Here is a 26,575-nt window from a genome sequence, read left to right on the forward strand (position 1 = left end):
CGCTGGGCCCGACGCCGTCGTGCCTCAGTCCGTGAGGACCTGCGCTCCCGCGGCGAAGGTGCGCACGCGGGCGTCCTGCCAGAGGTGTGCCGGCACTCCCCCGCCGAGCAGCTCGCGGGCGAGCCCCGGGCTCTCGCCGAGGGGCGCATCGCTCCCGGCGATGATCACGTTCCCGTAGCGCCTGCCCTTCAGCATCGCGGGGTCCGCGATGATCGCCGTCGAGGTGAACGCGGCGGCGATGGTCGCGGCTTCCCGCCGCGCCATCGCGAGGTCGGGGCCGTCACCGCAGTTGACCACGTACACGCCGTCGGGCGCGAGCACCCGCTTGGCGGCCCGCGTGAACTCGCGCGTGGTCAGCGGCGCCGGGGTCAGGGCTCCGGCGAACACGTCGCGGATCACCAGGTCGCGGCTGTTCTCGCTCAGGGCTTCGGTCACGGCGCGCGCCTCCCCCACCCGGATCCGGACGAGGGGTGCCCGCGGGAGGTCGAACCACTCGCGCACCAGCTCGGCCAGGCGTCCGTCGAGTTCGACGACGACCTGGCGGGCCTGGGGATGGCTGGCGGCGAACCGTCGCGCCAGCGAGCAGGCTCCACCGCCGAGGTGCAGCACGCGGAGCCGGTCGGAGGACGCCCAGCGGGAGTCGACGAGCGAGGCGATCCACCGCATGTACTCGAAGTCGAGCTGCAGCGGGTCCTCGAGGTCGATGTGCGAACTGGGCACGCCGTTGATGCGCAGCACCCAGCCGTGGGAGTTGTACGGGTCGGGTTCGAGCTCACACGTCCCGGTGTCGATGGGGAACTCGCCGATCTCGGGGCGGGGCCCCGCGGGCTTCGCCATCTTCGAGGGCCTCGTCATTCCTGGTCGGGGCGGTGCATCCGGAACATGGGCCTGTGGTGCCATGTCGGTCCGCACAGCATCGACGTGCCGTCCGGCGTGAAACCGTTGCGGACGTAGAAGCGTTCGGCCCGCGGGTTGCCGTTGAGGATCCACAGGTAAGCGGCTCCCGTGCCGATCGCGGTGTCCAGCAGCCGCTGCCCCAGGCCTGTGCCGTGGGTGGAGCGCAGCGTGTAGATGTGGTGCAGCTCGAAGTCGGGCCTGTCCTCGTCGCGCCCGGGGCCCGACGTCGCGATCGCCACCGGCTCGCCGTCGTCGTCGAACGCCAGCCAGCTCCGGGCGCTGCCGGGAGTGAGCTCGGCGTCCTCGAAGGCCCTCCTCCGCCGCTCGATGATCGCGGGCAGCTCCGCGTCGTAGTACTCGTGGTACTCGCGCGGCATGATCTGCTCGTACGTCTCGTGCAGCCCGGCGACGTGCGTGCGCGCGTAGGCCTCGGCGTCGTCGACCGTGGCCGGCCGGATGACATAGGGCAGGGTCAGCAGGGGCTGTGTCACCGTGCCAGTTTAGTGGCCTGAGGACACCGGATGCGGCGGGCGGGCGGTCGTCACGAGTGGCCCTCGAACTGTTCCTGCTCGGCGAGGGCCGCCTCCAGCCGTTCCACCTTGCCGGTCAGCTCGCCGGTGCGCCCGGGGCGGATGTCCGCCTTCAGCACCAGCGACACGCGGCTGCCGTAGCGGGCGACGGCGTCGGTGGCGTTCTTCACGACCGCCATCACCTCGTCCCACTCGCCCTCGATGGTGGTGAACATGGAGTCGGTGGAGTTCGGCAGTCCGGATTCGCGCACGACGGCGACCGCTGCGGCGACGGCGTCGTGCACCGACCCGTCGGGGTTCTCGCGGGAGAAATCGGACGATCCGGACGGGGCGACGCTGAAGGCTACGAGCATGGTCCCAGTCTGGCATGCGGTGACCCGGATCAGCCCCCGACGACCGCCTTGACGAGTTCGTTCGCTCCGAGGGCGAGGAAGACGACCGTTGTGACGCCGAGGAACACGTTGGACAGCCACCTGTTCCGCCATTCCTTCGCCAGTCGAGAACTGTTCAGCAGCACCAGGAGCGTGATGGCCAGGAACGGCATGAACAAGGACCCGAGGACCCCGTACAGGAGGATGAGGAAGAAGGGGCGGCCGAGCAGCAGCAGCAGCATCGGCGGGATGGTCAGCCACAGCATGTACGCGCGGGCGGGCTTGCTGTGCGAGCCGGGAGCGTCGTCGTCGGACAGGTCGTCCGCCTTCTTCCGGAAGTTCGCCCAGAAGTCGGCGAACATGAGGCTGACGCCGTGCCACACGCCGAGGAGCGAGGAGAACGACGACGCCCAGAACCCGATGAGGAAGACCTTCGCCCAGACCACCCCGTAGCGCTCCTCGAGCACCACGCCCATGTCCAGCAGGCCGCGGTCGCCGCTCTGGAGCGAGATGTTCGCGGTGTAGAGCAGTTCAGCGCCCAGGATGAGCATGCACACCACGAAGATGCCGGTCATCGTGTAGGCCACGGAGTTGTCGACCCGCATGACCTTCATCCACTTGGGCTTGTTCCAGCCCTTCTCCCGCAACCAGTAGCCGTAGGCGGCGAGGGTGATGGTGCCACCGACACCACCGGCGAGTCCGAGGACGTAGAACACCGACCCCGCCGGGAGGGTCGGTACGAGTCCGGTCAGCATCGAGGGGAGGTTCGGGGTGGCGAGGATCGCCGAGCCCACGACGGAGACGAACATGATGCCGACCATCACCGTCATGATCTTCTCGAAGAGCCCGTACCGGCCGAACCAGACGAGGGCGAGGCCGATCAGCCCGGATGCGATGGCGAAAACGTTCAGAGGGATGGCGGGGAACAGTGCCTGGAGCGGGAGGGCCGTCGAGCTCATCGCCGTCGCCCCGTAGACGAAGCCCCAGATGATGATGTACGGGCCGAAGTACCAGCTGGTCCAGACGCCGAGGGTCCGCCAGCCCTGGAAGATCGTCTTGCCCGTCGCGAGGTACCAGCGGCCCACCCCCTCCACGAGGATGATCTTCAGGACACACCCGATCACCGCCGCCCACAGCAGCGCGTACCCGTACTGGCTGCCGGCGATCAGGGTGGCGACGAGGTCACCGGCGCCGACGCCGGTGGCCGCCGCGAGGAGGCCGGGTCCGACGAGTCTCCATTTCGGTTTCTCGAGTCCGTCGACGTCCGTTCCCGCGCGATCAGCGCTCATGCTGCTCCCTCGAAGTCCTGATGGTCGGGATGAGCCTAGCAAGGGTGATGAGCATTGTGCCCGTTCTGGGTGCAGGTCGGCGAGGACCGGGGCTTCCGTCACCGGGTGCCCGGGAGCTGCCGTGCGTTCCGCAACAGCCTTGGTGACGGTCACGGGTGGACACCGGCCCCGGGGGAAGGCCCGGGCGTGATGCCCGGGCCTTGACCCTTCTGTGCCGCGCTCAGGGGCCGGTGACCCGCAGGGCCTCCCAGCCGTAGAGCTCCCCGTCACCCGAGAAGACGACGACCTTGTTGTTGCCGGGACGCGTGCCGTCCGGCGTGGTCACCGTGACCTCACCGTCGCCCGACGCCTGCCGCCAGCCGAGGCCCGCGTCATTGAGGTAGACGTAGAACCACGCGCCGGCCTCGAGGTTCTCGAGCGTGACCTCGTTCGCACCGCGGTCGAACTTCACGCCGGCCAGGCCGAGGTCGACGCGCGTACCCGCCTTGAGGTCCTTCGCGCCGGCAGGTTCCGGGACGAAGGACGGTTCCTTGTTCACCGGTTCACCGGGCCCCGTGTCCTCACCGGTGTAGGCGATGCTCGGCGCCGGTGGTGCCTCCATGTCGTGACCCAGGAAGTAGGAGGTGTGAGGTGGCTGGTTGTAGGAAGTGTTCTGCCATGCCACGCCGAGACGGTACACAGGGTCCGACTGCAGGGTCCGCAGCCGGTGCTCGGTCAGGTCCACCGTCGTCGAGATGCGCAGCGCCGCCGAATCATCCGTGCGCGTCACGATCTCCTCGCGCCAGTCGCCGAACAGGTCCGCCTGGAGGGCGGGATTCGCCTTCGTGGTGTTGTTGCTCAGCGTTCCCTCCGCCCGGTAGATCTCCTCGGCCGCCTCGGTCTCGGGATTCCACTTCGAGATCGTCGGGACCCCGGCCGCAGCCGCGGCGTCGTAGTCGTTGTCCGTGATCTCCCGGAGCAGGTCGCCGTCCCACCAGGTGACGAAGTTCGCCGCGGGGATCTTCTCCGAGACCAGCTCCCCCGCCGACGAGCGCAACTGCCCGACGGGCGAGTTGTAGGCGGCGTCGCCGCCGATGGCCCAGCCCTCCGCACCGGCGTGGTTCGGGTCGATGTCCGCCATGACTGCACGGCCGGTGTCCCGCGCGGCCGGGATGGACCAGAGGATCTCCCCCGTCGCGGCGTCGCGATAGGTCGCGCCACGGTTTCCCGACGCACCCATGTCCTCGTGGGCCGCGAAGACCTCGAGGCCCTCTCTGGACGGGTCGAAGTCCGCGACGTGGAGCGCGTCGCCGTGCCCGAGGCCGGTGTTGTGGAGCGCATCGCCGTCGTCGTCGATGGTCATCGACCCGAAGACGATCTCGTCCTTCTGGTCGCCGTCGACATCCGCCACGGAGAACTGGTGGTTCCCCTGGCCCCGGTACTCGCTGCCGGACTCGTCGGAGTCGAACGTCCAGCGTGAGGTGAGGTTCGTGCCGTCGAAGTCGAAGGCCGCGATGACCGCGCGGGTGTAGTAGCCGCGGCTGAAGATGACGCTCGGCTTCTCCCCGTCGAGGTAGGCCACGCCCGCCAGGAAGCGGTCCACGCGGTTGCCGTAGGTGTCCCCCCACGAGCCGACATCGCCGCGGGCCGGCACGTAGTCGATGGTGTCGATCGCAGCACCGGTCTCGCCGTCGAAGACGGTGAGGAACTCGGGGCCGCTGAGCACGTAACCGGAGGAATTACGGTAGTCGGCGGTCGCGCTGCCGATCACCGTACCTGCGCCGTCGACGGTACCGTCGGCGGTCCTCATGGTCACCTCGGCCTTGCCGTTGCCGTCGAGGTCGAAGACCTGGAACTGCGTATAGTGCGCGCCGGCCCTGATGTTCTTCCCCAGGTCGATCCGCCACAGGCGCGTGCCGTCGAGCTTGTAGGCATCGACGTAGACGGTGCCCGTGTACCCGGCCTGCGAGTTGTCGCGGCCGTTGGTCGGGTCCCACTTCAGGATGATCTCGTACTCACCATCGCCGTCGACGTCGCCCACGGAGGCGTCGCCGGCCTTGTAGGAGTAGGGCTGACCGTCCTTGGTGACGGCGTCGGCCGGCTTGTCGAGGGGCACGTCGAGGTACTGCTGGTCCCACACGGTGAAATCCTCCGTGGCCCAGCGCTCCACGCCGTCGACCACCGAGCTGACGCGGTAGGTGGCGTCGGCCGAGCCCTCGGCGTCGAGCAGGTTGGTGCTGCCCGTGACGGGCTTGCTCGTGACGCGTTCGCCGTCACGGTAGACGTGGAAGGCGATGGCGTCGTCGTCCAGCCCGAGCATGCGCCATCCCACGTACACCCCGTCCGTGCCGTCGACGGCGACGGGCGCGCGGTTCAGCCGCTCGGCCTGGCGCTTCAGGGTCGTCACAGCCGGGGAGGTGATGGTCGAGGACCGCTCGGATGCACCGCCCGCATTCACTGCAGTCACCGCGTAGGTGTACTCGATGGTCGTCAGCACGTCGGTGTCCTTGAACGAGGCGTCGTCGGTGCGGCCGACCAGCTCGAAGTCCCCCAGTGACCCGTCCGCCGTCGGCTCTGCACGGTACACCTGGTAGAACAGGGCGCCGTCCGACGGTGTCCACGTGATCGTGACGTCGTTCTTGTTGACCGCACCGAGGGCCAGGCCGGTGGGGACGGGCGCCACGGGGACATCCGGATCGACCGTGGTCAGCTCGAGCGGGTTGGAGGGAACGGATTCAGTGCCGGCGGCGTCGAGCGCCACCACGGTGTAGGTGTACTCCAGTCCGACGTCCGCGGTGGTGTCCTTGAAGTCGGGTCCGTCGGTGTCGCCGACGGTGACCGGGGCATTACCGGCCGATGCCCGGTACACGCGATACCCCGCAGCGCCCTCGGTGGCCTCCCAGCCGAGGTCGACCGTGACGACGGAGCCGTCGATGCTGAGATCGTCGAGCACCAGGCCTGACGGCGCCAGGATCAGCGGGGTGATCTCGATGCCGTTGAGCCTGGACGACGATCCGGTGAGCACGAGGTTCAGCTGCCCGTCCGTGACCTGCACCGGCTGGCTGACCTTCTGGGAGACGGCGGCGCGGCCCGCGTTCGAGTCACCGAAGTTCTTGCCCTCGAGCTGGATGGTGGAGCGGCTGGTACCGATCCAGTCACCGTTGTAGGTCGTCACCGCGTAGGAGCCGTTCGGCACGTCCACCGCGAACTCGTGGGCCGTGGTCGGGAGCAGGAAGTCCCGCTCCAGGTCGTTGGGCGCCGGGGTGAAGTTGATGCCCCGGTCTCGGCCGCCGAGTCCCGAGACGTCGAGGAAGCCCCATCCGCGGTCGGCGTCGTAGATGCTGTTCTGGTTCACCTCGAGGTAGCCCGGCATCACCGGGTTGCCCGCGAGCTGGACGTCGAAGGCGTAGAGGGGCGCCTTGGTGGTGATCCTGACAGCCGCGGAGGGCGCCGAGTCACCGCGCCCGTTGACCGCGACGACGCGGAGATCATAGGACTCCCCCTCGGTCAGACCACCGATCGCTGCCTGCGGGAGGGTCGACGTCGTGACCAGCTCATAGGCGTCATCGGCGTCGGAGGCCTTCTTGCTGAACACCTTGTAGATGTCCGATCCTTCGACGGCAGCCCAGGTCAGCTGCGCGCCGGCGTTGGAGACGTTGCTGGCTGCGAGCCCGGTGGGGGCGGCAGGCACAGCGGCAGGAGGTTCGACGGCGGCGACGTTGCCGGCGAGCGGGATGTCCAGGGCCGCGACGTCGGTGGCGACGAGCCGGGCCATCTGGATGGCTCCATAGTCCTGGAAGTGGGTGTCGTCCGCGGTCCCGGTCGGGCGGCTCGGATAGACCCCCGCCGGGACGTGGAGGAAGACGGACTTCGCGGCCTCGGCGCCGATCCCGGACAGGTAGTCGCGGCTGGAGGCGGAGAGGTCGACGACGGGCGTGCCCGTGTCGGCCGCGAGGGACTTGACGGCGTCCACGTAGGCAGGGAAGGAGACGTTCGCCTCCCCCGTCGTGGCGTCGAAGGACCGGCGGGAGACGGGGCTTACGAGCACCGGCGTGGCCCCTCGCTGACGGGCACCGTCGACATAGGTGCGGAGGTACTCGTAGTAGTCACCCGGAGCCGCGTACCGGTCGTCGACGCCGTAGCTGTTGTCGTTGTGGCCGAACTGCACGAAGAGGTAGTCGCCCGGGCGGATGGTGCGGAGCACCTCGTCGAGGCGCCCCTGGCTGATGAAGTTCTTCGAGCTGCGACCGCCGATCGCCTTGTTCTCGACCGTGACGCCGTCGTCGAGGAAGCGGTCGATCATCTGTCCCCAGCCGGCCTGCGGTGCGTAGTCGCTGGTGTAGGTCTGGACCGTCGAGTCGCCGGTGATCCACACCGTCGGTTCGGCGCCTTCGGTGCGCTCCGCCTGACGCGTGAGGACGAGGCCGTTGAGGTTGGGGGCGGTGCCCGCGAACTCCAGGTTCAGCTGGCCGTCCACCACGGCGATGTCGAACGACATCTCCAGGAAGGCCCCCGCCGCCCTGGTGGTGGGCTGCACCTTGGCCATCTCCTCGGCGGTGATGGCGATGTCGGTCGGTCCACCGGTATCGCCCGCGATGAGATCCACGGTGTAGTCACCGTTGGGCAGATCCACGACGAGTTCGGTATCGCCCACCGTGACGAAGTCGCCGCGGGTGGCGTCCGCACCGCCGCGATCGGTGGCCGTGACCTTCGTGGAGTCGATGAATCCCACCCTCGAGTCCGCGGAGTAGGCGGAGGTGGTGTCGATCCGGGTGGCACCCGGCGCCGTCGACCCGCTCCCGAAGTCGAAGGTGAGGACGCCGCCGTCCGGCAGGGCGGGAGGATCGTCGAGCGGGTTGGAGACGGTCAGGGCCGACGGCGACGAGAGGCCGTCCGCTCCGCGGGCCTGGACGCGGTAGAAGTTCGGGGTGGAGGTGTCGGCCGTCGGGTCGGTGACGAAGACGTCGCGGCCGGCGGCGGTCTCTGCGACCTGCGTGAACGGACCGGCCGCGGACGCGGCGCGGGACAGTACGTAGCCCGCGGCGCCGGCCACCTCGTTCCAGCGAAGGACGACGCCTTCCGCGCTGACGTGCGCGAGGCGGAGGTCCGCCGGGGCTGCAAGGGCGGACACCGGCTCCTCCGGATCCGGCTCCGCGGGCGGTGCCGCGGCCTCGGTGATGACGATCCCGTTCACGTAGCCGCCCGCGCCGGGGCCGCTGATATCGACCGTCAACTGCCCGTCGCTCACCATGGTGCTCCACGTCTGCTGTTCCACCGCCTGGCGGGCCTGGACGACGCCGGCGGGTGCTCCCTCGAGGGAGACGGAGGTCTTGGTGGTGCTGGTGCCGGCGAGCTGGTCGCCCGAGAGCACCGTCACGTCGTAGGTGCCGTTCGGCACGTCGGCCACGAACCCCCAGCTGGCCCCGAGCACGAAGTCGTTGGCGACGGCGTCCGGTGTTCCACCGGTGCGGTAGCGCGATACGGGGGTGGTCCCGTCGACGGGAACGATGCCGAAGCTCGAACCCGGTGCGTAGGTGGTCGTCTCAGTGACGCGGCTCCAGCCCTCCCCTACCGGGCTGGAGGCGGTCCCGAAGTCGAAGGAATAGGTGCGGGGTGGATCGGCGGCGTGGGCCGGGGTGCCCACGAGTGCAAGGCTGAGAATGGTCACCCCTGCAAGGAGTGGAGACGCAAGACGGGCGCGTTTGAGACCGGAGTGTGGCATGGAGTTAGTACCTTCTCGTTTCGTCATTGAAAACGGATGCGGGTGTCCACCGCCCTTCCCATACCCCGGGTACGGCGGGGTGAGGGAGCGGACCAGCGGTGACGTGCCGCCAGCCTAACCGGGCCCGCTACAGCGATCAAGGGTTTTGGGAAAACGCTTCCCAAGTCCTCCCTGCCGAACCCGCGGCACATGACCGAACCCGGCGGGCAGAACCAACGGGCCTGGGCACCAGCCGCGGCGGCACCCCCACCGGAAGGCCCCGGTACGGGTACCCGCAGGGGCCATGAGCGTCACGCTTCCTGCGTTCCGGGCGCGACGCACTAGGTTCTAAGGGGGCCGGAGGGACCGTGCGGAGGGAGAGGGCATGCTGGGACTGCTCGGCGGTTTCGCCGTCGTCGGCGCCGTCATCCTGGTCGGCTACATCGCCGGACGCCTCGTGATCGGCGGACCCCAGGCCGGGTTCGCGCTGAACCAGGTGGCGTTCTTCGTGACCAACCCGGCGCTGCTCTTCATCGTCCTGGCGGAGGCCGACCTCGGGTCGGTGTTCACCGAATACGTGCCGATCGCCCTGATCTCCTCCCTCGCCATCGCCGTCCTCTACGTGCTCGTCAGCAGGCTCCTCTTCCGCCGCGCGGCGGCCGAGACCGCGATCGGCGCGATGGCGAGCTCCTACGTCAACGCCAACAACATCGGTATCCCCATCACTGTCTACGCGCTGGGCGACGCGACGCTGATCGCGCCCGTGCTGCTGGTGCAGCTCCTGCTCCTGGCACCCCTCTACCTGACGATCCTCGACCTGACCTCCGACCGGAAGCCCTCCGTGCGTGCCGTCCTGACGCAGCCGTTCCGCAACCCGATGATCATCGCCTCGCTCCTGGGGGTCGCCGTGTCCGCATCGGGGTTCAGGCCGCCGGCCCCCCTCTGGGAATCCATCGCGCTGCTCGGCGGCGCCGCCGTCCCGATGGTGCTGATCTCCTTCGGCATGTCGCTGCCGGGAAGCCGGCCCCTCAGACCGAGCCCGGACCGCGCGCAGGTCTTCACGGCCACGATCCTCAAGAGCGCACTCATGCCGGTGGCCGCGTACCTCATCGCGCGGCACCTCTTCGGGCTCGACGGCGAAAGGCTGCTCGGCGCCGTCGTCGTGTCAGCACTGCCCACCGCCCAGAACGTCTTCATGTTCGCGGCCCGGTACGGTCGCGGTGTACCGCTGGCCCGCGACACCGTCCTGCTGTCCTCACTGCTCGCGATCCCGGCGCTCGTCGTCGTCGCGGCCCTCCTCGCCTGACCCGGGCCCGGCTTCCGCGGGCAAAACCGCGGCGGCACCACTTTCGGAAGCCGGAGCAGGAATGCTTCGCCGCCCCGACGTGTTACCACCGGTGGAGTCAGGTTCCGATCGGACTTGGCTCCCCGCCTCCCGGTTCTCGACGGCGCAACCGGGGCGACGACCGCCGGCACTTCCCATGATTGGTACCCCTTGTCTGTCTCCCTCCCGCCGAGAACCACCGCGAAGGCCTCCGCGCCGTTCCCCTACATCGGGCTGCTGTCGCTCGCGGGGGCGATCTTCGTCTCCGTGACAAGCGAGTTCCTGCCCACCGGCCTCCTGCCCGCGATGGCCCGCGACCTCGGCGTCGGCATCTCCACCGCCGGCTACCTCGTGACCATCTTCGCGGGCACCGTGGTCGTCGCCACCACACCGCTCGCCGCCGTCACGCAGCGGTTCTCGCGCAAGTCGCTGATCGTCGTCGTGCTGCTGGTGATCGCGGTGGCGAACATCCTCGCGGCCGTGGCCCCCACGTACGGCGTCCTCGTCGCCGCCCGCATCCTCGGCGGGCTGGCGCACGGCCTCTTCTGGGCCGTGGTCGCCGCCTACGCCGCGCACCTCGTCCCGGCCCACCAGCTCGGCAAGGCGGTGGCCATCACGGCCGGCGGCGGGACGGCGGCCTTCGTGCTCGGCGTCCCCGTGGGGACGGCGATCGGCAACGCCCTCGGCTGGCGCGCCGCCTTCACCATCATCGGTGTGGTCGTGGCCGTCCTCGCCCTCGTGATCGTGAAGTACCTGCCGCCCGTGAACCACCACGTGGAGCGCGCGGCCGGTGAGGCGCACGTCCCGCTGCGCCGGGACCCGAGCTTCCGCGGCGTCCTCCTGCTGTGCGCGGTCATCCTGATCCTGCTGACGGGCCAGAACACGTTCTACACGTACATCGCCCCCTGGCTGACGGACGTCTCGTCCTTCGAGCCGGGCTCCGTGGCCCTGGTCCTGTTCCTCTACGGCGGCGCGGGCATCATCGGGCTCGTCGGGGCGGGCTACGCCGCCGACCGCTTCCCCCGGAAGGCCTTCGCCGGCGTCGTGCTGCTGGTGATGGCCGCAGTCCTCACGCTCGCCCTCTTCACCGCCAACACCGTGGTGGTCCTGATCGCCGTGATCGTCTGGGGCGCGGCCTTCGGCGGCATCCCGGCCATGCTGCAGACGAGGATGCTGCGCACCGCGTCCTTCCGCACCCGCGACCTCTCGGCGGCCCTGCAGACGACGGCGTTCAACGTGGGGATCGGCGGCGGCGCGCTCCTCGGCGGGCTGCTCCTCGATGGCATCGGGCTCGAGGCCCTGCCCTTCGTGATGATCCTGCTCGTGGCCGCCGGCCTCGCCCTGAGCCTCTCCACGGACACCGTGAAGGACCGCCGGGAACGCCACCGGCTCCACGCGGCCTGACCCGCGCGGGGCATCTTCGCACGCCTGCGAGCCCCCTGGATGGGTCCTTCGTCACAGTCGGAGGTCGTGGTAGGCCTCCCCGACCGGCGGCGGCGGGGGTTCGGTCCGCCGCCCTCCGCCCGGCGCCGGCCGCCCCGCCGGCGCCGGGCGGAGACGCCAGGATCGCCGCGGGTACTGGGAAGCAGTGCTCTCCCGACCCGCGCGGCCGATGCCGTCCGGCGGGCCCCTCCGGCCGGTCGGAACCACCGGCCGGAGGCCCGGGCAAGCGGCTTTTCGCCCCGGACCCGCGCGGACCCTGCCCTCGTGGTCCGCGTACCGTAAGCCGTATGTCTAATTCCACCGAGCCCATTCACGGATCACCGCCCAGCGAGGACACACCCTTCGAGGTCCCTCCAGGAGAGGCTCCCGCCAAGGCTGCGCTGGACAAGCCGGTTCTGTTCGTTTCGCTCTCGATCGTCATCCTGCTGATGCTCGCGGCCGTGGTCTTCCCCACCCCGTTCTCGGGGTTCACCTCCTCCGTACTCAACGGCCTCGTCGTGAACTTCGGCTGGGCGTTCGTGCTCACTGCCACCGGTTTCGTGGTGTTCGCCCTGTTCCTGGCCTTCAGCAAGTACGGGCGCATACCTCTCGGCAAGGACGGCGAGAAGCCCGAGTACTCGCGGGCGTCCTGGATCGCGATGATGTTCAGCGCGGGCATGGGCATCGGGCTCATGTTCTACGGCGTCACCGAGCCCATCTCCCACTACCTCGCACCGCCTGTCGAGGGCATCGAGCCCGGCAGCCAGGAGGCTGCCCGGCAGGCCATGAACTACACGCTCTTCCACTGGGCCATCCATCCCTGGGCCATCTACGCCGTCGTCGGCCTGGCCCTGGCCTACTCGGCGTTCCGGAAGGGCCGCGGCGCCGGCTTCAGCGGCGCTTTCACGGCGCTCTTCCGCGGCCGCCCCACACCCGCCGGGATGCGCGCCATCGACGTGTTCGCGATCTTCGCGACCCTCTTCGGCTCGGCCACGTCCCTCGGCCTCGGCGTCCTGCAGATCAACGGCGGACTCACCGAGGTCTTCGGCATGGGCAGCAGCCTGGCCCTGCAGATCACGCTGATCGCGATCCTGACCGTCTGCTTCGTCGTCTCCGCCGTCAGCGGCGTGAGCCGGGGCATCAAATGGCTCTCCAACGGCAACATGATCCTGGCCCTGGCCCTGCTGTTCTTCCTGTTCGTCGTCGGCCCCACCGTCTTCATCCTCGAACTCATCCCGGCGTCGGCCGGCAGCTACCTCATCGACCTGCCCCAGATGTCGTCCCGCACCGGCGCGTTCGGCGGCCACGAGTGGCTGGCGGCGTGGACCATCTTCTACTGGGCCTGGTGGGTCTCGTGGACGCCCTTCGTCGGCTCGTTCCTCGCGAAGATCTCGCGCGGGCGCACCATCCGCGAGTTCGTGATCGGCGTCGTCGCCGTCCCCAGTGTCATCAGCATCATCTGGTTCGGCGTGTGGGGTGGCTCGGCCCTGCACCTGCAGAACAACGGGGTGGACATCGCGGCGGCCAACGCCGAGAGCCAGGAGTCTGCGATGTTCGCGCTCCTCGCCCAGTACCCGCTGGCCTCCGTGACCTCCATCCTCGTGGTCGTGCTCGTAGCGATCTTCTTCATCTCGGGTGCCGACGCCTCCTCGATCGTGCTCGGCTCGCTGTCCTCCTTCGGCGCGGCCGTCCCGCGCAAGTGGCTGACCATCCTGTGGGGCACCCTGACCGGAGCCGTGGCCGCCGTCCTGCTCTCCGTGGGGAGCCTCGAGGCCCTGCAGACGCTCACCATCATCGCCGCGGCCCCGTTCCTGCTCGTCATGATCGGCCTGTGCGTGGCGCTCATGATGGACCTCGCGAAGGACCCGCTCATCACCGGCGCCCGGCGCACGGGGTCGCGGATCGCACGCAGGGTCGCCCCGCCGCAGGGCTGACCCGGCGTCGGGAGTGATGCACCGGGCGGGGAACGCGCGAGGCAGAATGGTGCGATGCGCGCTGTCTGCTTCGACGGGTTCTCCGCCCGCCCCGTCCTCCGGGACGTCCCCGCCCCCGTCCCCTCGCCCGGCGGCGTCGTCGTCCGTGTCGAGGCGACGGGCCTCTGCCGCAGCGATGTGCACGGCTGGCTCGGGCACGACGCCGGCATCACCCTCCCGCACGTCCCCGGCCACGAACTGGTGGGCACCATCGTGGCGGCGGGCGGCGACGTCCGGCGCTTCTCCGTCGGCGACCGGGTCACCACACCGTTCGTCTGCGCGTGCGGCCGCTGCCCCGAGTGCCGGTCCGGCAACGGCCAGGTGTGCCGCAACCAGACGCAGCCGGGCTTCACGCACTGGGGCTCGTTCGCGGACCTCGTGGCGCTCCACGACGCCGACACCAACCTGATCGCCGTCCCCGCCTCCCTCGATGCCGGCGCCGCCGCACTCCTCGGGTGCCGCTTCGCGACGTCGTACCGCGGCCTGGTCCACCAGGCCCGCCTCGAGGGCGGGGAACACCTCGTGGTGGTGGGGTGCGGCGGGGTGGGACTGAGCGCCGTCATGATCGGCGCGGCGCTCGGCGCCAGCGTGGTGGCGGTGGACATCGACGACGCCGCCCTGGCACGCGCGGCCCGCTTCGGCGCCGTCCACACCATCGACTCCTCCGGTCTCTCCCGAGCCGCGGTGCTCGCCGCCCTGGCCGAGGCCGCGCCCTCGGGGTTCGACGTCTCGGTGGACGCCCTCGGCCGGGAGGAGACCGCCGCCGCGGGGATCCTCTCGCTGCGGCCCCGCGGCCGGCACGTGCAGATCGGCCTGTTCCCCGCCGACCCCGTGATCCCCATGGGCGCCGTGATCGGCCGGGAGTTGTCGATCCTCGGCAGCCACGGCATGCCTGCACAGGACTACGCGGGACTGCTCGATCTCGTGGCCGCGGACCGGCTGCGCCCCCAGGACCTCATCGAGCGCAGGATCACCCTCGACGAGGTCCCGGGCGCCCTCGTCGTGATGGCGGGCGACCGCTCCGCCGGCGTGACCGTCATCGACGTCGGGGCCTGACCTACGCGTTCAGGTCGAGGACGAACCGGTAGCGCACGTCGTTGCGCCGCAGCCGGTCCAGTGCCTCGTTGACCTCGGCCACGGGCAGCACCTCGACGTCGGCCGTGATGCCGTGCTCGCCGCAGAAGTCCAGTAGTTCCTGCGTGGCACGGGTGCCGGCGCTTCCCGCCGCGGCGAGGCTCTTGCGGCCGATCAGCAGCGCCATGGGGTCGAATTCGAGGCGTTCGGTGATGCCGAGGCTGCACAGCGTGCCGTCCATGGACAGAGCCCGCAGGTACGGCGTCATGTCGTGAGGGGCGGACGCGGTGTCGAGGATCAGGTCGTGGGTGTCGGACTGCGCGGCCATGGCGGCGTCGTCGGTGGAGAGCACGACGTCGTCGGCCCCCAGCAGGTAGGCCGCGTCCGCCTTCGCGGGTGAGGTGGTGAAGACCGTGACACGCGCGCCGAGCGCCTTGGCGAGCTTGACCGCGAGATGCCCCAGCCCGCCGATCCCGACGACACCCACCGTACTGCCCGGGCCCACCTGCCAGCGCCGCAGCGGCTCCCAGACGGTCACTCCCGCGCACATCAGGGGCGCGACGGCGGCGGGGTCCAGCTGCGCGGGGACGGCGTAGGCGAAGTCCTCCCGGACCACGTACTCCTCGGAGAAGCCGCCCTGCGTGGGCAGGCCGTCGTGCCGGTCCACGCCGCCGTAGGTGAGGGTGGGGAAGGCATGGCAGTAGTTCTGCTGATCGGCCAGGCATGCCGCGCACGTCCCGCAGGAGTCGACGATGTTGCCGACCGCGACGCGCTGGCCGACGGCGAAGCGCGTGACGGCCGCGCCGATCCCGGTGACCGTCCCGGTGAACTCGTGGCCGGGCACGAGGCGCGCCGGTCCCCGCGCGGCCGAGGCGAGCGCGTCGAGGTCGCTGTGGCAGACGCCGCAGTAGTCGATCCCGACGGCGATGTCGTCGGAGCGGAGGTCCCGCCGCTGGAAGGTCCACGGCGTCACTCCGCTGCCGCCGTGCACGGATGCATATCCGTTGATGTGTCTCATGGGACTCCTCCAGAACTAACCGTTTGGTTGGATCGACCTTACGCGACGTTGACGGAGAAAGAAACCAAACGGTTGGAATAGGGTGGAGGGATGGGCAACAGCGACGCGACCAGGAAGCGGATCCTCGAGGCGGCCACCGCGGAGTTCGCCGAGCGCGGGATCGCCGGGGCGCGGATCGACCGCATCGCCACGGCCGCCCGCGCCAACAAGGCACAGCTCTACGCCTACTTCGGCAACAAGGAGCAGCTCTTCAGCGCCGTGCTCCGCGACCAGCTGCGTGCCATCGTCGACGCCGTGCCGATCGACGGCGAGGACCTTCCCGGGTACGCCGTGCGCCTGTACGACGACTACCTCGCGCATCCCCACATCGTGAAGCTGGCCGTCTGGACGCGCCTGGAGCGCGCGCCCTCCGGCGGGCTCGGGCCCGAGATCGGCACACTCGACGGACCGAAGTTCGACGCGATCGCGGCAGCCCAGGCTCGAGGGCTCGTCGACCCGGCCATCCCCCCGGCCCACCTGTTCTCGCTGGTGATCGCCCTGTCGATGACGTGGTCACCCGTCAGCACCACCATCGCGGCCTCCCCCGACGACGACGAGGCGCAGCACGAGGAACGGCGGCAGCTGATCCGCCTCGCCGTGCAACGCCTGATCACCCCCTGACGAACCCTCGCCTGACCGCCGCGTGTGCAGGCGGCCCGCCCGCCGCGCTCCCGGAACGCTTCCGGATGCCGACCGGACGTGGTGATACTGGGTCATGCAGCCCTCGAACGCGGTCACCCTGCGATTCCTCGCCTCCCCCACCGACCTCGGCCACAGCGGGTCGGTGGACGCCGGCACGGTACTCGAGTGGGTGGACAAGGCCGCCTACGCGGCCGCCGTCGGCTGGGCGAAGACGTACTGCGTGACCGCCTACGTGGGGAACATCCACTTCGCGGACCCGGTCAGGGTCGGCGACCTCGTGGAGGTCGAGGCGACGATCGTGCACACCGGCACCTCGTCCATGCACATCCGGACCGTCGTCTCCTCCGGCTCGGTGTCGGGGGACGACGGCGGCAAGCGCACGGAATGCCTCGTGATCTTCGTGGCGGTCGGCCCCGACGGCAGGCCCGTCCGCGTGCCTCCCTTCGAGCCGCGGACCGACTCCGAGCGGCTCGACAGCGAGCACGCCGTGGCGCGCATCGACGTCCGGAAGCAGATCGTGGAGGAGATGGACCGCCAGGCGTACACGGACGCCGGCACCGCCGAGCGGACGGTGCTGCGGTTCCTCGCCGCTCCCACCGACGTGAACTGGGGCGGGAAGGTGCACGGCGGCACGGTGATGGACTGGATCGACGAGGCCGCGTACGTCTGCTCCACGCGCTACTGCGGCCTCGACACCGTGGCGGTGTTCTCCGGCGGCGTGCGGTTCCTGAAGCCGCTGCACATCGGGGACGTCGTCGAGGTGGAGGCGCGCCTCGTGTACACGGGCTCCAAGGGCATGCACGTGGCGGTCCACGTCCGCTCGGGCAACCCCCGGGCGCGGGAGATGGACCTCACCACCACGTGCCTCACGGTCATGGTCGCGCGCGACGACGAGGGCTCGGCCGTTCCGGTGCCGCCGTGGGTGCCCCGCTCGGAGGAGGACCGGCGCCTGCACGAGCATGCCCGGAACCTGGCCCTCATCCGCAGCCGTGCCCCGGGTAGCGTGCTCCCGACCCACCTTCGGGCGGCGGCCGACCCGGCGTAGGCGCGGACCGCAGCGCGCCGGCCGAACGCCAGCGCGGCCGGTCCGCCATCGCGTCAGCCGTCGTGTCAGCCGTCTCATCAGCCATCGCGTCAGCCGATGGTGGCCGACCGCGCGGGCACGCTGAGCGTCTTGCCGTGGGCGGTGACCGTGCGTGAGGCAGTGGTGGTGTTGACCGCGACCACGCTCCCGTTCGAGAGTTTCACCACGTTCACCCCGCTGAACCTCGTCGGGCCGACGGTGGCGTAGGCCCCGCCGGTCACGGCCTTCGTAAGGGCGGTGACTTGCGCGTCGGCGGCGTCGACCGAGGCCGTCGTCACGGTCTCGAAGTTCGCGTCGTCGTCCCACGCGTTGTCCTGACAGGTGGGCTCCGCCTGGGAGAGCGTGGCCGTCATCTGCCGGGCGGCGGCCGTCCGGGTCTGCAGCAGGTGTCCGAGCGTCATGCGGTGGTCGAGGGTGCGCCGCACCTTGCCGGCCGCCACGACCGAGGCCTTGGACCCGAACGTGTCGCGCAGGCACGGGGCCGAGGAGCCGATGTCGGCGCCCTGGCGGTACGCGGTGGCCGGGAGCTCCCGCAGCGGCACCGAGTAGTCGTGTTCCACCACCGGCATCCCGGCGGCCGTGATGGCCCGGTACGCCGTCGTCGCCTGCTCCAGGTCCACGAGCGGCAGCGGGCTGCCCGTGCCGCCGGCCACGGTGTGTTCGCGGAGCGCGAAGTCCACGCTGCCCGTGGCGGCGAGCTGCCGGGCGAGGCCCACTTGGTTGCTCCACGCGGGGTAGACGCCGAGGTTGACGGCCACGGGGACGTCGCGCCCGAGGGTCCGGGTGAGTGTCGCGTCGAAGCGCTGCACGGCCGAGATCAGGGCCCTGCCGTAGGCGTCGTCGCTCGCCCAGGGCCCCCACTGCCCGACGTCGACCATGTCCTGGCCGTGTGACGGGGACATCGAGGCGTCATCGAGGAAGATGCCGTCGAACCGGGCGGGAGGCGCGTTCGTTGTGCCCCGCTGCGCGTCCGTGGTGAGGATGGTGCGCGCCGTCGCCGCGCAGGCGTCGGCGTAGGCCGGGGAGAGGTCCGCCACGGTGAGGTACGGGAAGCCCGGGTAGGAGGCGAAGCCGTCCTCGTTCCGCGCCACCTTCGGATTGGGCGTGGTGACGGCGAACCGCTTCCCCGCCGCCGTCGCGGTGTCCGCGCAGGAGTTGTGGAACACCCCGTTCCAGGGCTCGGCGTCCCGCATGGCGCCGATGTTCAGGTACGCGAGGAAAGTGGTGCCGGGGTTGGCGGCCTTCATGTCGGAGAGCGTGCAGTCGCCCGGCGCATCCGTGGTGGCCATCATGGGATCCACGATCGCGACCGAGACCTTGCCCGTCAGTGCCTGCCCCGGGCAGAGCAGCTGGCCCTGCCGGTACCCCTGCAGGTAGGCCGGCAGCTGCTGACCAGTGCCCGTGGGCACGGTGCCGGCGCTCGCGGGTGCGGTGAGAGAACAGATGGCGAAGGCGGCGGCCAGCGCGGTGGAAACGATTCTTGCCCCAGCGGCACTCGGTTTCATACGCACATCATGGGTGCGCCGGGAGGGCCGGGACAGCGCAGGAGTGCGACCGTCGGCAATCCTGAGCAGAACCTGAGCAAAGGGCCGCGGAAGACTCCGGTCAGGAGGCGCCGGTCAGCACGTGCCGGTCAGGCGACGCACGTCAGGAAGCGACGCACGTCAGGAAGCGACGCACGTCAGGAAGAGACGCACGTCAGGAAGAGACGCAGGTCAGGAGGCCGGGCGGCGGAACAGGATGCCGCGCTGCGGCTGCAGGACCACCGACTTCGGCGCGGGCCGGCCCTCGGCGTCCACCATGCCGGCCGGGACGCGCACCCTGCGGCGCCGCCTGCCGTCCCGGTTGAAGTTCACGGCGGCGAACCCGCCGTCGAACTCCCGCCACCAGGCATGCCTGCCGCCCTGGGGCGCGGTCCGCGGTGCGCCGAGCTGCCAGTCGAGTTCGGGCGCGTGCTGGAGGCGGCTGTAGTCGTCGTGGGCGGTGGCACTGTAGGCACCGCGGCCCTCCCCGAAGATCCAGAACGCCGAGAGTCCGTAGGTGAAGTTGGGGTGCCGGTCGTCGCCGTCGGTGGGGACGCGGAGGATGGACAGCCCTGGCCCCGCGGCCTGCGCGAGCTGCGCCTCGGCCGTGACCGGGTCGAACAGATCCACGGGACTGTACCCCAGCCAGACCTCCTCGAAGCCCCCGCCGAAGGCGGCGTGCGCCTGCCACCGGCCCGGTTCGCGGCGCGACTCGGCGATGTTCGGTACGACGATCTTGCCGACGGCGTTGAGCGCCGTCCCTGCCGCGTGCACGAGGTCGCCGAGGGCCACCCGCAGCTCCGCCATCTCCGTGGCCCCCTCGATGGGCAGCCGCAGACCGTAGTAGTCCTCGAACACGTCGTTGTCCGCCATGATGCCGTCGAACGGCGAGTCCCGCAGCTCCTCGACGACGTTGTCCACCCAGCGGCGCTGGTAGGCGGGATCCCACACCCGCATCTGCCAGTGCCCCGGATAGCGCTCCCACTCGATGCGCGTGCCGTCCAGGCGCGTGGCGAACCAGGCGCCGTCGGCGTCCACCTCCCGGTAGGAGACGCCGGAGGTGAAAACCGGTCCGGGCTCGTAGCTCCGCACCGAGGACAGGCACTTGTAGCAGAGCACCGTCATGTCCGGCCGGAGGCGCTTCAGCTCCTCGGCGGCCTGCAGCTCCCACGGCTGGAGGATGGCCACCCGGTAGTGCTCCGCCGCGAACGCGAGCTGTCCCGGGAGCAGGGGGTCGCCGTAGCGGATCCAGGCGCCGACCCCGGTCATGAGCCCGACCGCACGAAGTCGCCGAGCCCGGTGGTGGTAAGCGTGCCGAGGTCGGTGATGTCACCCACCGTCCGGTAGATCTCGTTGTAGGAGGACATGATCTCGTGCATCTGGAAGAACTCCTGGACGCGGACCCGGGCGTTCTCCGCGTAGGTCCTGTAGAGGTCCAGGTCGCCGATGACCGCACGGATGTTGTCCGCCATCGCCTCCACGTCACCCGCGAGGACCAGCTCACCGCACGGTCCCACCGTGCGGCCGTCCCGCGTGTTGAGCTCGTCACCGATCAGCTGGCGCATGCCGCCGACGTCGGTGCCCACGGTGGGAATGCCGGCCGCCATTGCCTCGAGCACCACGATGGGTTGTCCCTCGTTGTAGCTCGGGAGCACGAGGAGGTCGAACTGGTCGAGCATGTCCCGGACGTTGACGGTCCCGTGGACGGTGACGTGGTCGTGCAGTCCGAGGCTCTCGATCTTCGCGAGGCACGCCTCGTAGTACTCGGGCACGTGCTCGGTGGGGCCGAGGACGTCGAGGTGGAGGTTCGGGAAGCCGTGCCGGCGCAGGATGTCGATGCTCGAGAGGAGATCGAGCAGCCCCTTGATGGGGACCACGCGGGCGATGTAGACCAGCCTCCAGGTGTGGTTGTCACCGTGCCGTTCCAGGAACTCCTGGGCGGCCCGCCGTGACCGGTACTTGTCGTCGAACTCCTCGATGACCATGGCGTTGGGCACCACCACGGCCTTGTCGATGTCCGTGCCGAGGCGCGCGGCCTCCGTGATCGCCGTCGGGTACAGGTAGGTGATGAGGGTGGCGCTCGGGTAGCAGAAGTGGCCCATCTCGGTCCACCATGCCATCCAGGCCCGCTGGTCCGGCGTGACGTCGAAGGTCCGGTAGTCCTCGGAGGTGATGGACAGCGCCATGTTGCGGTCCAGCAGGGTGTTGACGGTGTCACGCACGTACAGGTTGTGCTCGGTCAGCAGGAAGGACGTGTCGTGGTCCCGGGCCGCCGCGGCGCCCAGGAGCGAGGCGTAGCCGGTGGTGTGGGCGTGGTAGACGCGCGCCTTCGGCATGGTCTCGCCGAGGATGGCGAAGGCGAGCGAGAGGAAGTTCCGCAGCGTCCAGAAGGAGTCGGCCAGGGACAGGTCGAGCTGGGGCATCCGCACGGAGAGTGCCTCCATGAACTCCTTCGACCCCAGCAGGGCCCACAGGGGGTACGCGCGGGTGCGCTCGTTGAAGCCCTCGTCGATCAGCTGCCACAGCGGCTCCACCTCGCGCCGCTCGGACAGCGCGTACAGCGCGTCGAACAGGCGGTCCGCGAGCGCCGACCGCTCGGCCGGGCTCATGCCCAGGTCCTTCGAGGAGACCGCCATGAAGTCGTGCCGGTGCTCCTGCATGCTCAGGTACACGGGACGCACCCACACCACGTTCTCCGGCATGCCGTACAGGTCCTCCTGGGGCGACGAGGAGTCCCAGGTGATGTGGATGATGCCGTACGTGAGGTCCGGGTTGTGCGTCACGATGTCGTGCACCACGGCCGAGACGCCGCCCTTGAGGTACGGGTAGGTGGACTCCATGACGATGGCGACGTCGACATCCGCGTAGGAGGCCTGCGCGGCGGCCTGGGCCGGATGGACGGCTGCCGGGGACTGCGCGAGCGCGGCGCGGCGGGTTTTCGGGGTCTTGAACACGTACATGGGGCTTCCTTGTCGCTGGGTGCGGGTCGGTAGGGCGGGGTGGGGCTACCAGGACGTGGCGTGGCGCCAGAACAGCGTGTACTCGGGCTGGGTCCAGTGCCGCTTGTAGAGCACCCAGGCGACGGCGACGAGCACGAGGTCCGCCACCACGAGCGAACCGTACGCGAGCACGGCTCCAGCGGAGCCCTGCACCGCGCCGACCAGCAGGAAGGCCGCGGCGCACAGTGCCACGTGGATGCCGCCCAGGACCTGCGGCAGGACCTTCTCGCCGATGTAGTCCAGCTCGTAGCTGAGGAGCGTCAGGATCATGAAGGCCCAGGATGCCACGCCCACCGAGACGGCCAGCAGCACGTTGACGGGCTGGATCCCCTCGAGGAGGAGCACGACGACGAGGGTGAGGATCATGCCGACGGCGCCCGTGCTGAGGATGGCACGGTCCACGGTCCGGCTCAGCCGCTTCGACCGCGTCGCGAGGACCGTCAGCGGCTCCTCGGCGATGGCGCGGTGCAGAGTCGCCACGGCCCGGTCCACCCGCGGGGCGAGATTCACGAAGTAGTAGTTGTAGGCGACGACGGCGGGCAGCATCGCCAGGAACACGATCACCACCTGGAAGTCGCCGTCCGTGACGAGGAACAGGACGAACTTGTCGGCCCAGAGCACGGCACCGAGCAGGAGCCCGCGGACGAGGTCGGTCGAGAAGTGACGGGCATCGAGGCGGCGGGCGAGCCGGACGGCCACCAGGCCTCGTCCCATGGCGGCGATCTGAGTGAGGGCCCCGAGCAGCGGCGGGAGCCACCAGATGGTGGGCACGACGAAGAGTGCCGCGGCGTACGCCGCCCAGGCGATGGCCCACAGTCCGCGGCGCTCCCCGACGTTCGCGAGGATGAGCGACTGCACGAAGAGCAGGTGGAGGGCGCAGAGTGCTGCGTAGGTGGCGAGGGCCGGGAGCGACCAGCGCGTGGCGAGCCACAGCGGGACGGCGAACACGACGACGAGCGGCAGCGACTGGACGAACATGGCGGGCCACGTGGTGCAGAAACGGCGCGTGATGGCGGTCATGTCCCGTTCCGCCATGAGGTCGCCGATGGCGCGGTAGGCGGGCAGGCAGGCGGCCTGCGCGAGCCACGGGACGGTGATGGAGGATGCGAGCACCACGAGCGTGAGCTGCACGCCTCCGACGTTGACCGCCGCCATGGCGGGGCTCACGAGCGGGTACACGAGGTTCAGGAGGATGACCGGCGAGAGGTACAGCAGCAGCCCGGCGCCGCGGCGGTTGCCGCCGTCGGACTGCCGCGGATCGATGCCGCCGGAGGAGCCGGGGCGCGCGAGCATCAGCAGCGTGGCCATCAGCAGCAGGACGCCCGCTGCCAGCAGCACGGAGGACCAGCCGGCGGGCAGGAGGGTGTCGGCGAGCGGCACGAGGGCCGTCAGGAGGAGCGCGACGATGATGGCCACCGTGCGGCGTCGGGCGTACGAGTCCTGGAGGAGGGACTGCAGAGAGGTCATGATTTCCCCTGGGCCGGTCGCAGCCGGAACGGCATCGACGGCCTCGTGTGAGACGGAAGTGGGACAGGAGTTCTTCCAGCCGCGGGCCGGCGGAGGCCGCCCGGTAGCTGTGTGCCCTGGCCGGGCCGGTTCGTCCACCCGCCCCGAAGGGGTAGGGTGCGTCGTCGCCGGCTCTGCCAGCGAGCACCTGGCTCAAGGTATCGAGCACGCGGGGGCCGCCTCACGAGTACGGGTCCCGCGACCTCGGGAGGCCACCTGCACCCCTTCCTCCCCTTCCCTACCTGACAGCGGGTACCGCCCTACTCGCGAACCGGGCCGCGCACTACCTGCATCCCCGCTCCGGCGGGACTGCTGCGGCACCCCCGGCGCCCTCGCCCTGTGATCAACGCCACAGAGTGTCCCGTCCGAGGGATCACCGCCGGGCGGACACCTCGCCGGCGATCCTGTAGGACTCCTCGATGAGCTCCCCGAGCTGGTCGTGATCGAGACGTCCGAGGCGCACGAGGACCAGGGAGTCGTACCGCTCGTGGTGGGGGTGGAGCAGGAAGACGCCCGGCTGCGTCGCGAGCAGCGCGGGACGCTCGTCCGTCTTGACCGTCAGGACGGTGTCGTCCCACATGCGCGCGAAGAGGGTCCGGGCGAACCACGCCGGACGGTTCCAGCTCAGCCGCTCCGAGGTGCCGGGCAGGGCGAGGCACATGGACCGGACGTCGTCTTCGCTGACCATGGACCAACCTTCGCACCGGCCACCGGGCCGGTCCAGTGATTCCGGGCTCCCCCGGAAGATCACGGATCGCCTACGGAGTGCACACGGAACGGCAACGATCCCGCGTCCGGTGCCACGATTCGGTCACCGCCCTGTACCGGCGCCCGGGCAGACCGCACCATGGAACGGTCCACCCGCGATACGAAGGAGTAGCCATGGGTCGTCCGACCGCACCAGTACTGACGTCATCCGGGGCCGTGGGCCTCGCAATCCTCCTCGCCGGCTGCGGTGCCGGTCCGGGCGCCGCGCCCGAGGGCTCCGAGTCGCAGCAGGCCCGTCCCGCGGCCGCCACCTCGGCCCCATCCCCCGCCCCGACCCTCCCCCCGACCCCCACGCAGGACTCGACGACGCCGGCGGGAACGCCGTCGGAGCCGGGCGCGGCCGGGCCGCCGGAGGGGTGGGTGACCTACACGACGACGGACGGGAGCCTCGCGTTCGACCACCCGGCCGAGTGGACCGTCGCGGACGCCCCGGAGCCTCCGCCCGCGGGGGTGTCCGTCGTCGTCGGGGACGCCACGGGCCGGCACCTGGCCACGCTGCAGACGGACCTGGTCACCGGGGCCGTATGCCCCGCGGAGCTCCCGTACTCCCTGCTCGACGCGGAACCGCTCCCGGCCCTCGCCCAGGGGACGGTCACCCCGCGGTTCGTGTTCGAGGGACGCACCGACCCCGCCGTCGCGGACCCGGTGGCCGCCTCCACGCTGGCGTACGGCATCACGGCGGCCCCCGAGCCCACGGGGGCGACGGCCTGTCCCCTCGCCCATTTCTTCCCGTGGCCGCCGTCGGGCGCCGCCTTCGGCGGCATCTACGACCCCTTCCTCGTGTACCCCGGGAAACCGCCGCACATCGACACGCCGCACGCCTACATGGAGACGGCGGAGTATCAGGGGATCAGGGCGATGATCACGTCGCTGCGTCCCGCCGGCTGATCGTCCTACCGCGTCACCGGACGATCACCGCCGGCCGCCGGTGGTCCGGATCGGGCAGCAGGAACGCGGCGATGGCGGCGGCGATCTTGCCTCCACCCTGGACGGACGGCTCGATCGGGTTCGCGTAGTCGCCGTCGTCGTCGCACACCAGCCGGAGGTCCACGACGGACACACCGCGCGCGAAGGCCTCCCGCGTGATGCAGTCGTTGAAGAAGTTCAGCGCCGTACGGATCACCGCGGAGCCCGGCTCGGAGGAGGGCGTGTCGTAGATGGTGCACACGCTGGTAGGCAGACCCGCCGCGAGGACGCCGTCGAGCATGGCCCCGTAGTCCTGCGCGAACGTTCGCCGGGGTCCGTCGAAGACCAGCAGGGCCTCGACGACATCTCCCACCGGGCGCTGGAGCAGGTGGCGGTACCCGAGCGCGTCATTGCCGCCGGCGCTGACCACGAGGTGCGTGGCGTCGGGCGGCAGGGCGCGCAGCTGACGCGCGACGCCGGAGGTGACATCGCCGTCGACCGCCAGCAGCGTGGCCCGCCATCCCTGGGGCAGGGCGTGGCGGACCTGCGCGACGACGTCGGGCCCGCCGGACACGTACCGACCGTTGTCGAGGATGGAGTCCCCGAGCAGCACCACGTGTCCCGTGCGGCCTCCTGGTGCGCTCATCCCCCCATCGTGGCCCGCCCGGTGGTTCTGCCGCCAGCGCGCACCGCATGCACCGCGGCGCGGGAATCGGGGTACAAGCGCCCGGTGTCGCTCACCGCGCCCGCCGCGTCCGGCACGCAGCCCGGCCGTCCCGAGGCAATTGCCCATTTGGGCCGGTGAACCCCGTGCGGCACGGCATGATGGACGGAACGAGCGGCACCGCACCGCCCCCGATCCCTGAAGGAAGTGCCGTGGCCAGCATGTCCGTCCGCAACGCCGCCGAACTGCGCGGGATCCTCCCGCGCCCTGTGGACGGCGGGCGGGCGCTGCTCGGGATCGTCGGCGCCCCGGGCGCCGGGAAATCCACGATCGCCGTCGCGGTCGCCGCGCTCGACCCGGCCGCCCATGCCCTGGTGCCCATGGACGGGTTCCACCTGGCCGACCAGGCCCTCACGGGCCTCGGGCTCCTCGACCGGAAGGGCGCCCCGGAGACCTTCGACGCGCACGGCTACGCCGCCCTGCTGGCACGGCTCCGCGGCCGGCCCGATCACACCGTCTACGCGCCTGCCTTCGAACGGGACCTCGAACAGCCGCTCGCCAACGCCCTGCCGGTGCCGCCGTCGTCGACCCTGCTCGTCACCGAGGGCAACTACCTGCTGCTCGAGGAGCCCGGCTGGCGGGACGCACGGGATCTCCTCGACGAGGTCTGGTTCATCGACGTGGACCCCGAGGTGCGCCGCCGCCGGCTCGTCGCCCGGCATATCCTGTTCGGGAAGACACCGGCGGCCGCCGAGGAATGGGTGCGCCGCGTGGACGGGCCCAACGGTGCGCTCGTCACGGCCACCCGGGACCGCGCGGACCGCGTCCTCGACGTCTCCGAGTGGCAGCTCACCTGATCCAGACAG

At 70.5% G+C, this 26,575-nt stretch carries 20 protein-coding genes; 8 read left to right on the forward strand and 12 right to left on the reverse strand.

What is annotated here, in order from left to right; translation table 11 throughout:
• Positions 1 to 24: 24 nt before the first annotated feature.
• The 5 genes from AC4D2C_RS01345 to AC4D2C_RS01365 all read right to left on the reverse strand — a co-directional run bounded on the left by AC4D2C_RS01345 (position 25) and on the right by AC4D2C_RS01365 (position 8,734).
• Positions 25 to 837 carry a spermidine synthase gene (locus AC4D2C_RS01345; protein WP_490911849.1) on the reverse strand — a complete coding sequence of 271 codons (813 nt, stop codon included), beginning with the start codon at positions 835 to 837 and terminating at the stop codon, positions 25 to 27.
• Between the two features lie 14 nt (positions 838 to 851).
• Positions 852 to 1,388, reverse strand: a complete 537-nt coding sequence (locus AC4D2C_RS01350; protein WP_490911850.1) for a GNAT family N-acetyltransferase — start codon at positions 1,386 to 1,388, stop codon at positions 852 to 854.
• Between the two features lie 50 nt (positions 1,389 to 1,438).
• A complete protein-coding gene (locus AC4D2C_RS01355) occupies positions 1,439 to 1,780 on the reverse strand; it encodes a thiamine-binding protein (protein WP_490911851.1) in 342 nt (113 codons plus the stop codon).
• 29 nt (positions 1,781 to 1,809) lie between these two features.
• Positions 1,810 to 3,087 (reverse strand): Nramp family divalent metal transporter, encoded by a 1,278-nt coding sequence (locus tag AC4D2C_RS01360; RefSeq protein ID WP_490911852.1) that lies wholly within the window; start codon positions 3,085 to 3,087, stop codon positions 1,810 to 1,812.
• A gap of 220 nt (positions 3,088 to 3,307) precedes the next feature.
• A complete protein-coding gene (locus tag AC4D2C_RS01365; protein WP_490911853.1) occupies positions 3,308 to 8,734 on the reverse strand; it encodes a rhamnogalacturonan lyase family protein in 5,427 nt (1,808 codons plus the stop codon).
• Between the two features lie 418 nt (positions 8,735 to 9,152).
• On the opposite strand from AC4D2C_RS01365, the gene AC4D2C_RS01370 reads away from it, so the two are divergent.
• From AC4D2C_RS01370 to AC4D2C_RS01385, 4 genes are all read left to right on the forward strand, one after another.
• Complete coding sequence (locus AC4D2C_RS01370) at positions 9,153 to 10,073, forward strand: AEC family transporter (RefSeq protein ID WP_490911854.1); 921 nt, start codon at positions 9,153 to 9,155, stop codon at positions 10,071 to 10,073.
• Positions 10,074 to 10,262: 189 nt separating this feature from the next.
• The gene (locus tag AC4D2C_RS01375) at positions 10,263 to 11,495 is read left to right on the forward strand and encodes an MFS transporter (RefSeq protein ID WP_490911855.1); all 1,233 of its coding nucleotides are present in this window, start codon (positions 10,263 to 10,265) and stop codon (positions 11,493 to 11,495) included.
• Between the two features lie 326 nt (positions 11,496 to 11,821).
• Complete coding sequence (locus tag AC4D2C_RS01380; protein WP_490911856.1) at positions 11,822 to 13,447, forward strand: BCCT family transporter; 1,626 nt, start codon at positions 11,822 to 11,824, stop codon at positions 13,445 to 13,447.
• 54 nt (positions 13,448 to 13,501) lie between these two features.
• Positions 13,502 to 14,542 carry an alcohol dehydrogenase catalytic domain-containing protein gene (locus tag AC4D2C_RS01385; RefSeq protein WP_490911857.1) on the forward strand — a complete coding sequence of 347 codons (1,041 nt, stop codon included), beginning with the start codon at positions 13,502 to 13,504 and terminating at the stop codon, positions 14,540 to 14,542.
• Between the two features lies 1 nt (position 14,543).
• On the opposite strand, the gene AC4D2C_RS01390 is transcribed toward AC4D2C_RS01385, so the two are convergent.
• Entirely contained in the window at positions 14,544 to 15,578 is a 1,035-nt protein-coding gene (locus AC4D2C_RS01390) for an NAD(P)-dependent alcohol dehydrogenase (RefSeq protein ID WP_490911858.1), read from the reverse strand.
• 90 nt (positions 15,579 to 15,668) lie between these two features.
• On the opposite strand from AC4D2C_RS01390, the gene AC4D2C_RS01395 reads away from it, so the two are divergent.
• Positions 15,669 to 16,238, forward strand: a complete 570-nt coding sequence (locus tag AC4D2C_RS01395; RefSeq protein WP_490911859.1) for a TetR/AcrR family transcriptional regulator — start codon at positions 15,669 to 15,671, stop codon at positions 16,236 to 16,238.
• A gap of 94 nt (positions 16,239 to 16,332) precedes the next feature.
• A complete protein-coding gene (locus AC4D2C_RS01400; protein ID WP_490911860.1) occupies positions 16,333 to 17,304 on the forward strand; it encodes an acyl-CoA thioesterase in 972 nt (323 codons plus the stop codon).
• A gap of 89 nt (positions 17,305 to 17,393) precedes the next feature.
• Here the strand turns inward: AC4D2C_RS01400 and AC4D2C_RS01405 are convergent, their stop codons facing one another.
• The 5 genes from AC4D2C_RS01405 to AC4D2C_RS01425 all read right to left on the reverse strand — a co-directional run bounded on the left by AC4D2C_RS01405 (position 17,394) and on the right by AC4D2C_RS01425 (position 24,059).
• Positions 17,394 to 18,848 (reverse strand): hypothetical protein, encoded by a 1,455-nt coding sequence (locus tag AC4D2C_RS01405; RefSeq protein WP_490911861.1) that lies wholly within the window; start codon positions 18,846 to 18,848, stop codon positions 17,394 to 17,396.
• A 210-nt stretch (positions 18,849 to 19,058) separates the two neighbouring features.
• On the reverse strand, positions 19,059 to 20,135 hold the full coding sequence (locus AC4D2C_RS01410) for a putative glycoside hydrolase (protein WP_490911862.1): 1,077 nt from the start codon (positions 20,133 to 20,135) through the stop codon (positions 19,059 to 19,061).
• Positions 20,132 to 21,826, reverse strand: coding sequence for a GT4 family glycosyltransferase PelF (pelF, locus tag AC4D2C_RS01415; RefSeq protein ID WP_490911863.1), 1,695 nt, complete (start codon positions 21,824 to 21,826; stop codon positions 20,132 to 20,134). Before pelF ends, AC4D2C_RS01410 begins: the two co-directional genes overlap by 4 nt.
• 45 nt (positions 21,827 to 21,871) lie before the next feature.
• Positions 21,872 to 23,332, reverse strand: coding sequence for a hypothetical protein (locus AC4D2C_RS01420; RefSeq protein ID WP_490911864.1), 1,461 nt, complete (start codon positions 23,330 to 23,332; stop codon positions 21,872 to 21,874).
• Between the two features lie 412 nt (positions 23,333 to 23,744).
• The gene (locus tag AC4D2C_RS01425; protein WP_490904769.1) at positions 23,745 to 24,059 is read right to left on the reverse strand and encodes an MmcQ/YjbR family DNA-binding protein; all 315 of its coding nucleotides are present in this window, start codon (positions 24,057 to 24,059) and stop codon (positions 23,745 to 23,747) included.
• Between the two features lie 194 nt (positions 24,060 to 24,253).
• Between AC4D2C_RS01425 and AC4D2C_RS01430 the strand changes: the two genes are divergently transcribed.
• Positions 24,254 to 25,027, forward strand: coding sequence for a hypothetical protein (locus AC4D2C_RS01430; protein ID WP_490911865.1), 774 nt, complete (start codon positions 24,254 to 24,256; stop codon positions 25,025 to 25,027).
• Between the two features lie 13 nt (positions 25,028 to 25,040).
• Here AC4D2C_RS01430 and AC4D2C_RS01435 read toward each other — a convergent pair whose 3' ends face one another.
• Entirely contained in the window at positions 25,041 to 25,691 is a 651-nt protein-coding gene (locus AC4D2C_RS01435; RefSeq protein ID WP_490911866.1) for an SGNH/GDSL hydrolase family protein, read from the reverse strand.
• A gap of 239 nt (positions 25,692 to 25,930) precedes the next feature.
• On the opposite strand from AC4D2C_RS01435, the gene AC4D2C_RS01440 reads away from it, so the two are divergent.
• Positions 25,931 to 26,566 carry a nucleoside/nucleotide kinase family protein gene (locus tag AC4D2C_RS01440; RefSeq protein WP_490913000.1) on the forward strand — a complete coding sequence of 212 codons (636 nt, stop codon included), beginning with the start codon at positions 25,931 to 25,933 and terminating at the stop codon, positions 26,564 to 26,566.
• The last annotated feature ends 9 nt before the right edge of the window (positions 26,567 to 26,575 follow it).

Source organism: Arthrobacter sp. TJ-240 (genome assembly GCF_058269195.1).

Coding starts and splice junctions, on each gene's coding strand:
- AC4D2C_RS01400 (WP_490911860.1), top strand. CDS start 16,333: ATGCAGCCCTCGAACGCGGTCACCCTGCGATTCCTCGCCTCCCCCACC.
- AC4D2C_RS01425 (WP_490904769.1), bottom strand. CDS start 24,059: ATGGTCAGCGAAGACGACGTCCGGTCCATGTGCCTCGCCCTGCCCGGC.
- AC4D2C_RS01380 (WP_490911856.1), top strand. CDS start 11,822: ATGTCTAATTCCACCGAGCCCATTCACGGATCACCGCCCAGCGAGGAC.
- AC4D2C_RS01385 (WP_490911857.1), top strand. CDS start 13,502: ATGCGCGCTGTCTGCTTCGACGGGTTCTCCGCCCGCCCCGTCCTCCGG.
- AC4D2C_RS01395 (WP_490911859.1), top strand. CDS start 15,669: ATGGGCAACAGCGACGCGACCAGGAAGCGGATCCTCGAGGCGGCCACC.
- AC4D2C_RS01420 (WP_490911864.1), bottom strand. CDS start 23,332: ATGACCTCTCTGCAGTCCCTCCTCCAGGACTCGTACGCCCGACGCCGC.
- AC4D2C_RS01390 (WP_490911858.1), bottom strand. CDS start 15,578: ATGAGACACATCAACGGATATGCATCCGTGCACGGCGGCAGCGGAGTG.
- AC4D2C_RS01405 (WP_490911861.1), bottom strand. CDS start 18,848: ATGAAACCGAGTGCCGCTGGGGCAAGAATCGTTTCCACCGCGCTGGCC.
- AC4D2C_RS01370 (WP_490911854.1), top strand. CDS start 9,153: ATGCTGGGACTGCTCGGCGGTTTCGCCGTCGTCGGCGCCGTCATCCTG.
- AC4D2C_RS01410 (WP_490911862.1), bottom strand. CDS start 20,135: ATGACCGGGGTCGGCGCCTGGATCCGCTACGGCGACCCCCTGCTCCCG.
- AC4D2C_RS01360 (WP_490911852.1), bottom strand. CDS start 3,087: ATGAGCGCTGATCGCGCGGGAACGGACGTCGACGGACTCGAGAAACCG.
- pelF (WP_490911863.1), bottom strand. CDS start 21,826: ATGTACGTGTTCAAGACCCCGAAAACCCGCCGCGCCGCGCTCGCGCAG.
- AC4D2C_RS01440 (WP_490913000.1), top strand. CDS start 25,931: ATGTCCGTCCGCAACGCCGCCGAACTGCGCGGGATCCTCCCGCGCCCT.
- AC4D2C_RS01430 (WP_490911865.1), top strand. CDS start 24,254: ATGGGTCGTCCGACCGCACCAGTACTGACGTCATCCGGGGCCGTGGGC.
- AC4D2C_RS01345 (WP_490911849.1), bottom strand. CDS start 837: ATGGCGAAGCCCGCGGGGCCCCGCCCCGAGATCGGCGAGTTCCCCATC.
- AC4D2C_RS01435 (WP_490911866.1), bottom strand. CDS start 25,691: ATGAGCGCACCAGGAGGCCGCACGGGACACGTGGTGCTGCTCGGGGAC.
- AC4D2C_RS01355 (WP_490911851.1), bottom strand. CDS start 1,780: ATGCTCGTAGCCTTCAGCGTCGCCCCGTCCGGATCGTCCGATTTCTCC.